Origin of the sequence: Pseudomonas sp. CBZ-4 (genome assembly GCF_000346755.1) — a bacterium.
In the GTDB taxonomy this organism is placed as follows: Bacteria; Pseudomonadota; Gammaproteobacteria; order Pseudomonadales; family Pseudomonadaceae; genus Aquipseudomonas.
In genome coordinates, this window is record NZ_ANNV01000094.1 from 1 (window position 1) to 5,399 (window position 5,399).

At 62.7% G+C, this 5,399-nt stretch carries 4 protein-coding genes; 1 reads left to right on the top strand and 3 read right to left on the bottom strand.

Going from position 1 to position 5,399, the window contains the following annotated elements:
- Positions 1 to 79: 79 nt before the first annotated feature.
- The gene (gene pcsA / locus B348_RS0111260) at positions 80 to 796 is read right to left on the bottom strand and encodes a phosphatidylcholine synthase (protein WP_017736224.1); all 717 of its coding nucleotides are present in this window, start codon (positions 794 to 796) and stop codon (positions 80 to 82) included.
- 148 nt (positions 797 to 944) lie between these two features.
- A complete protein-coding gene (locus B348_RS0111265; protein ID WP_017736225.1) occupies positions 945 to 1,859 on the bottom strand; it encodes a class I SAM-dependent methyltransferase in 915 nt (304 codons plus the stop codon).
- 191 nt (positions 1,860 to 2,050) lie between these two features.
- On the opposite strand from B348_RS0111265, the gene mdeB reads away from it, so the two are divergent.
- Positions 2,051 to 4,711, top strand: a complete 2,661-nt coding sequence (gene mdeB, locus B348_RS0111270) for an alpha-ketoglutarate dehydrogenase (protein ID WP_017736226.1) — start codon at positions 2,051 to 2,053, stop codon at positions 4,709 to 4,711.
- A gap of 122 nt (positions 4,712 to 4,833) precedes the next feature.
- Here the strand turns inward: mdeB and B348_RS0111275 are convergent, their stop codons facing one another.
- Positions 4,834 to 5,322, bottom strand: a complete 489-nt coding sequence (locus B348_RS0111275; RefSeq protein ID WP_017736227.1) for a DUF1289 domain-containing protein — start codon at positions 5,320 to 5,322, stop codon at positions 4,834 to 4,836.
- Positions 5,323 to 5,399: the final 77 nt, after the last annotated feature.

Consider the following 5,399-nt stretch of genomic DNA (forward strand, 5'->3'; position numbering starts at 1 on the left):
CTGTAAGCAAAAAATCTGGTGCTGACCCACCGCTATCGCAGGCAAGCCAGCTCCCACATTTAGACCGTGCCCGCTTGAGTCAGCGGCGTGCTTCGATCCACTCCAAAGCCGTGCGCCAGATGCAAATCCCCAGGAAGTACGCCGACATCACCGACCACAACCCAAACGTCCACGGGTTGGTGTTCGGATAATCCACCACCATCAAGAAGCTGCACAGCAACCAGATCGTGGTCACCGCGATGTTGATCGGCATGAAGCGCTTCACGCGGAACGGGTGCAAGAACTTCATCGGCGTCACGGTCAGCAGGGCCAGGCCGATCACCGTGAGCAGGGTGACCCAGGCGTCTGGCTGGATGATGTACACGCACAGCGCCACCACGTTCCACGCAGCGGGGAAGCCGACGAAGTAGTTGTCCTTGCTCTTCATGTTCACGTTGCAGAAGCAGAACAGCGACGACACCAGGATCACCGACACGGTGAACAGGTGGGTAAAGTCCGGCAGGTCGATGTAGCGGTAGATAAACAATGCCGGGATAAACACGTAGGTCAGGTAGTCGATCACCAGGTCCAGCACCGAGCCGTCAAAGCTCGGCAGCACCGTGCTGACGTTGACCCGTCGCGCCAGCGAGCCGTCGACGCCATCGACCACCAGCGCCAGGCCCAGCCACAGCAGGCAGGCCTTGGGCGAGTTTTCCAGCAGCGCCAGGGTGGCCAGGAAGGCCAATACCACACCGGTGGCGGTAAAGCCGTGGGCGCCCCAGGCTTTGAGTCTGGCTACATGCAGGGTCGATATCACGGGCGGTTCTCCAAAAGGTGAAACGGGGCAGCCGACAACGTGACGCCGTCGAGTTTGGCCAGGGAATGCAGGTATCGACCGGGAAGGGGAGGATATGGTTCACCGCCCGGCGTAAGTCTAAGCGTAGCAAGCGCGCGCGGTTTCGGCATCAGCCTTGACGGAACACCAGGGCCTTGAGGCCACTTTGTGCATCAATATCCGGAAATTCCGGCGGGTTTTCCAGACGTTCGACAAAGCGCAGCCCCGGTGCCTCGCGGGTCACGCCGTCGATCAGGAAGTCTTCACCGAAGGCCGGGTCGTTCATGCAGGCCAGCACCGTGCCTTGCGCCGTCAACAAGTCCGGCAGGCGGCGCAGCACGCGCTGGTAGTCCTTGGTCAGCAGGAAACTGCCTTTCTGGAACGATGGCGGGTCGATGATCACCAGGTCATAGGGGCCGCTGTGGGTGACCTTGGCCCAGGACTTGAACAGGTCGTGGCCGAGGAACGTCACCTGGCTCAGGTCGTGGCCGTTCAGGCGATGGTTGTCGCGACCCCGGCTGAGGGCGCCACGGGCCATGTCCAGGTTCACCACATGGTCGGCGCCGCCTTCGATGGCCGCCACGGAGAAACCGCAGGTGTAGGCGAACAGGTTGAGGACGCGCTGGCCCTTGGCTTGTTCACGCACCCAGTTACGCCCGTAGCGCATGTCGAGGAACAGCCCGCTGTTCTGTTTTTTGCCCAGATCGATCAGGTAACGCAGGCCGCCTTCGGTGATGGTCAGCTCATCGACGGGGTTGCCCACCAGCCATTCGGTGGTGCTTTGCGGCAGGTAGCGGTGCTGCAGCGCGACGGTGTGGGCGCTCAACTGCGCTTGCAGCAACTGCTTCAGGGCTTCCAACTGTTCAGCTTCCGGCTCCTTGAACAGCGAAACCAGCACCACGCCTTGCAACCAATCCACCGTCAGTTGCTCCAGGCCCGGCCAGCAGCGCCCACGGCCGTGGAACAGGCGTCGGGTTTCGCCGGGCGGGGTCGCCAGGGCGGTGAGCAGGTGGGCGTGCAGGGTGGCAAGGGCGTCTGGGTTCATCGTTTAACGTCGTTCGTTGAGCGGGCGGCATTTTAAACACAATGGCGAGGTTTCGGGGGGCTTGAGCACAACGTGCTGAGGAAAGGCGGATTGCCAGTGAATCATGCTCAAAATTCAGACTTGTCCGCCGGATTACAGGCAAAAAATCCTTTGACGCCGACATAAACTGGAAAAAAAGCCCGGAGGTGCCCATGAACGGTTTTGCGAGCGCGGTGAATCACACAGCCCTGGATCAACAAGAGTTGGACGAGTGGCGCGACGCCCTTGCGTCCCTGGTCGCCAACGCCGGCCCCGCGCGGGCCCGGCAGATCCTCGACTTGCTGGCCCGTGAAGGCAGCGCGCCGCCCATCGACTGGAAACCGCGCCACGGCACGCCCTATATCAATAGCATCAGCGTCGCGCAGCAACCGGCGTTCCCGGGCGACCTCGCCACCGAAGAGCGCCTGGCCTCGCTGGTGCGCTGGAATGCCCTGGCCATGGTGGTGCGGGCCAACCAGGCCTACGGTGAACTCGGCGGGCATATCGCCAGCTACGCCAGTGCTGCGGATTTGTTCGAGGTGGGCTTCAACCACTTTTTCCGCGCGCGCAACGACGGTTTTGGCGGCGACCTGGTGTTCTATCAGCCCCATTCTGCCCCAGGCATCTATGCGCGGGCGTATCTGGAAGGCCGCCTGAGTGAACACGACCTGGCCCACTATCGCCAGGAAATCGGCGGCCCCAAGGCCGGCGCGCGCGGGCTGTCGAGCTATCCCCATCCGTGGTTGATGGCGGACTTTTGGCAGTTCCCTACGGGTTCCATGGGAATCGGCCCCATCAGCTCGATTTTCCACGCGCGTTTCATGCGCTACCTGCAACACCGCAACCTGCTCGACACCACTGACCGCCACGTCTGGGGCGTGTTTGGCGACGGGGAAATGGACGAGCCGGAAAGCATGTCCGCCCTGACCCTGGCAGCCCGCGAAGGCCTGGACAACCTGACCTGGGTGGTCAACTGCAACCTGCAGCGCCTCGACGGCCCGGTGCGGGGCAATGGGCGGATCATCGACGAGCTGGAAGCGCTGTTCGCCGGTGCCGGCTGGAACGTGATCAAGCTGGTCTGGGGCTCGGACTGGGACGCCTTGCTGGCCAAAGACGCGGATGGCTCGCTGGTGAATACCCTGTCGCAAACGGTTGACGGCCAGTTCCAGACCTTCGCCGCCAAGGACGGCGCCTACAACCGTGAGCACTTTTTCGGCCAGAGTGACTCCCTGGCCAGACTCGTGGCGGGCATGAGCGACGAACAGATCGACCGCCTCAAGCGCGGCGGCCACGACATGGTCAAGATCCACGCGGCCTACCATGCGGCGCGGCGGGTCAAGGGCAAGCCCACGGTGATCCTCGCCCAGACCAAGAAGGGTTTCGGCATGGGCGAGGCGGGGCAGGGCAAGATGACCACGCACCAGCAGAAGAAGCTTGATCGCGAGGCGTTGATCGCCTTTCGCAATCGCTTCCAACTGCCCCTCAGTGATGAGCAGGCCGAATCCCTGAGCTTTTTCAAACCGGCCGATGACAGCCTGGAGATGCGCTACCTGCACCAGCGCCGCCACGCACTGGGCGGCTATGTACCGAGTCGCAGTCAGCACGCCGCCACGGTCGGCGTGCCGCCCGTGGCAGGCTACGGCGGTTTTGCCACGGCGGCCGACGGCAAGGAAATGTCCACCACCATGGCCTTTGTGCGCATGCTCACCCACCTGCTCAAGGACCCGGCCTTGGGCCCACGCATCGTGCCCATCGTCGCCGACGAGGCGCGTACCTTTGGCATGGCCAATCTGTTCAAGCAGATTGGTATCTATTCCAGCGTCGGCCAGCGCTATGAGCCGGAAGACATCGGCTCGATCCTCAGCTACCGCGAAGCCACCGACGGGCAGATCCTCGAAGAAGGCATCAGCGAAGCCAGCGCCATCAGCTCCTGGGTCGCAGCGGCCACCAGCTACTCGGTGCATGGCCTGCGCATGCTGCCGTTATACATCTATTACTCGATGTTCGGCTTCCAGCGCGTGGGCGACCTGATCTGGGCCGCCGCCGACCAGCGCGCCCGTGGCTTCCTGCTCGGCGCGACGGCGGGGCGCACCACCCTGGGTGGCGAAGGCTTGCAGCATCAGGACGGCAGCAGCCATCTCATGGCGGCCACCGTGCCCAACTGCCGCGCCTACGATCCGGCGTTTGCCGGGGAATTCGCGGTGATCCTCGACCATGGCATGCGCCAGATGCTGGAACACGAGGTGGACGAGTTCTACTACGTGACCCTGATGAACGAAAACTACCCGCAGCCGAGTCTGCCAGAGGGCGTGGAAGCGGGGATTATCAAGGGCATGTACCGCCTGGAGGGCGCGCCCGATGCCCAGGTGCGCCTGCTGGGTTCCGGCACGCTGGTACGCGAGGTGCAAGCGGCGGCACGGTTGCTGGCGGACGATTGGCAGGTGACCAGCGCAGTGTTCAGCGTCACCAGCTACAGCGAACTGGCCCGGGACGCGCGGGAGGTGGAGCGGTGGAATCGCCTGCATCCGCAAGACCCTGCACGGACCAGCCATTTGGCTGACTGCTTGCCCAAAGGAGCGCCGGTGATCGCGGTTTCGGACTATGTGCGGGCGGTGCCGCAGATGGTCGCGTCGTACCTGGATTCCGGCTACACCGTGCTGGGCACTGACGGGTTCGGGCGCAGTGATACGCGGGCGGCGTTGCGCGACTTCTTTGAGGTGGATCGGTATCACATCGTATTGGCGGCGCTGACGGCGTTGGATACGCGGATGGGTCAGCCGGCGATAGAGAAGTATGGCTTGCAAGCGGAGCGAGATCCGTCCTGGACCTCCTGAACAACAGAGATCAACTGTGGGAGCTGGCTTGCCTGCGATGGCGGTGGGTCAGCTGCAGATGCATTGGCTGACAAACTGCTATCGCAGGCAAGCCAGCTCCCACATGGGTTTTGTGTTGTGGCTTAAAAAGTGGCGATCAGGGCCGGCCCAAACGCTTCCTTGAGGAAGACTGGTGCGATGTACCGTTCGTAGTGCGCTTCGGACAACAGGAAAAACTCCCGGTCAATCGCATCCCGCAGGTCAGCCAGCTGCCGCTCACGAAACTCCGGTAGCAGCACCAACCCATACGCATCCAGCCTGGAAATCACCCGCGCCCCCCGGGCGATCAACTGGTACGCCCAGCAATACGGCGACTGGTGCGGCATAAAGCGGATCTTGCGGTTCTCCAGTTGCTGGCGCAGCAGGTGCGGATCAAACACCTCCAGCTTGCTGGCCATCACCTGCACCAGCAATTGCTCCAGGCGCAGCCACACCGCCTGTTTTTCCTCGGCGCTGTAGCCGTTCCACTGGATCACTTCGTGGTGATAACGCTTGCAGCCCCGGCAGACCAGGTCACCGTAGACGGTGGAGCACAGGCCGATGCAGGGGGTCTTGATGGTCTGGTTGGGCATAAGTGGCTTGCTTGCAAAATCTGGAGAACACCGAAAACCAATGTGGGAGCGGGCTTGCCCGCGATAGCAGTCTGTCA

Coding starts and splice junctions, on each gene's coding strand:
- mdeB (WP_017736226.1), top strand. CDS start 2,051: ATGAACGGTTTTGCGAGCGCGGTGAATCACACAGCCCTGGATCAACAA.
- B348_RS0111265 (WP_017736225.1), bottom strand. CDS start 1,859: ATGAACCCAGACGCCCTTGCCACCCTGCACGCCCACCTGCTCACCGCC.
- B348_RS0111275 (WP_017736227.1), bottom strand. CDS start 5,322: ATGCCCAACCAGACCATCAAGACCCCCTGCATCGGCCTGTGCTCCACC.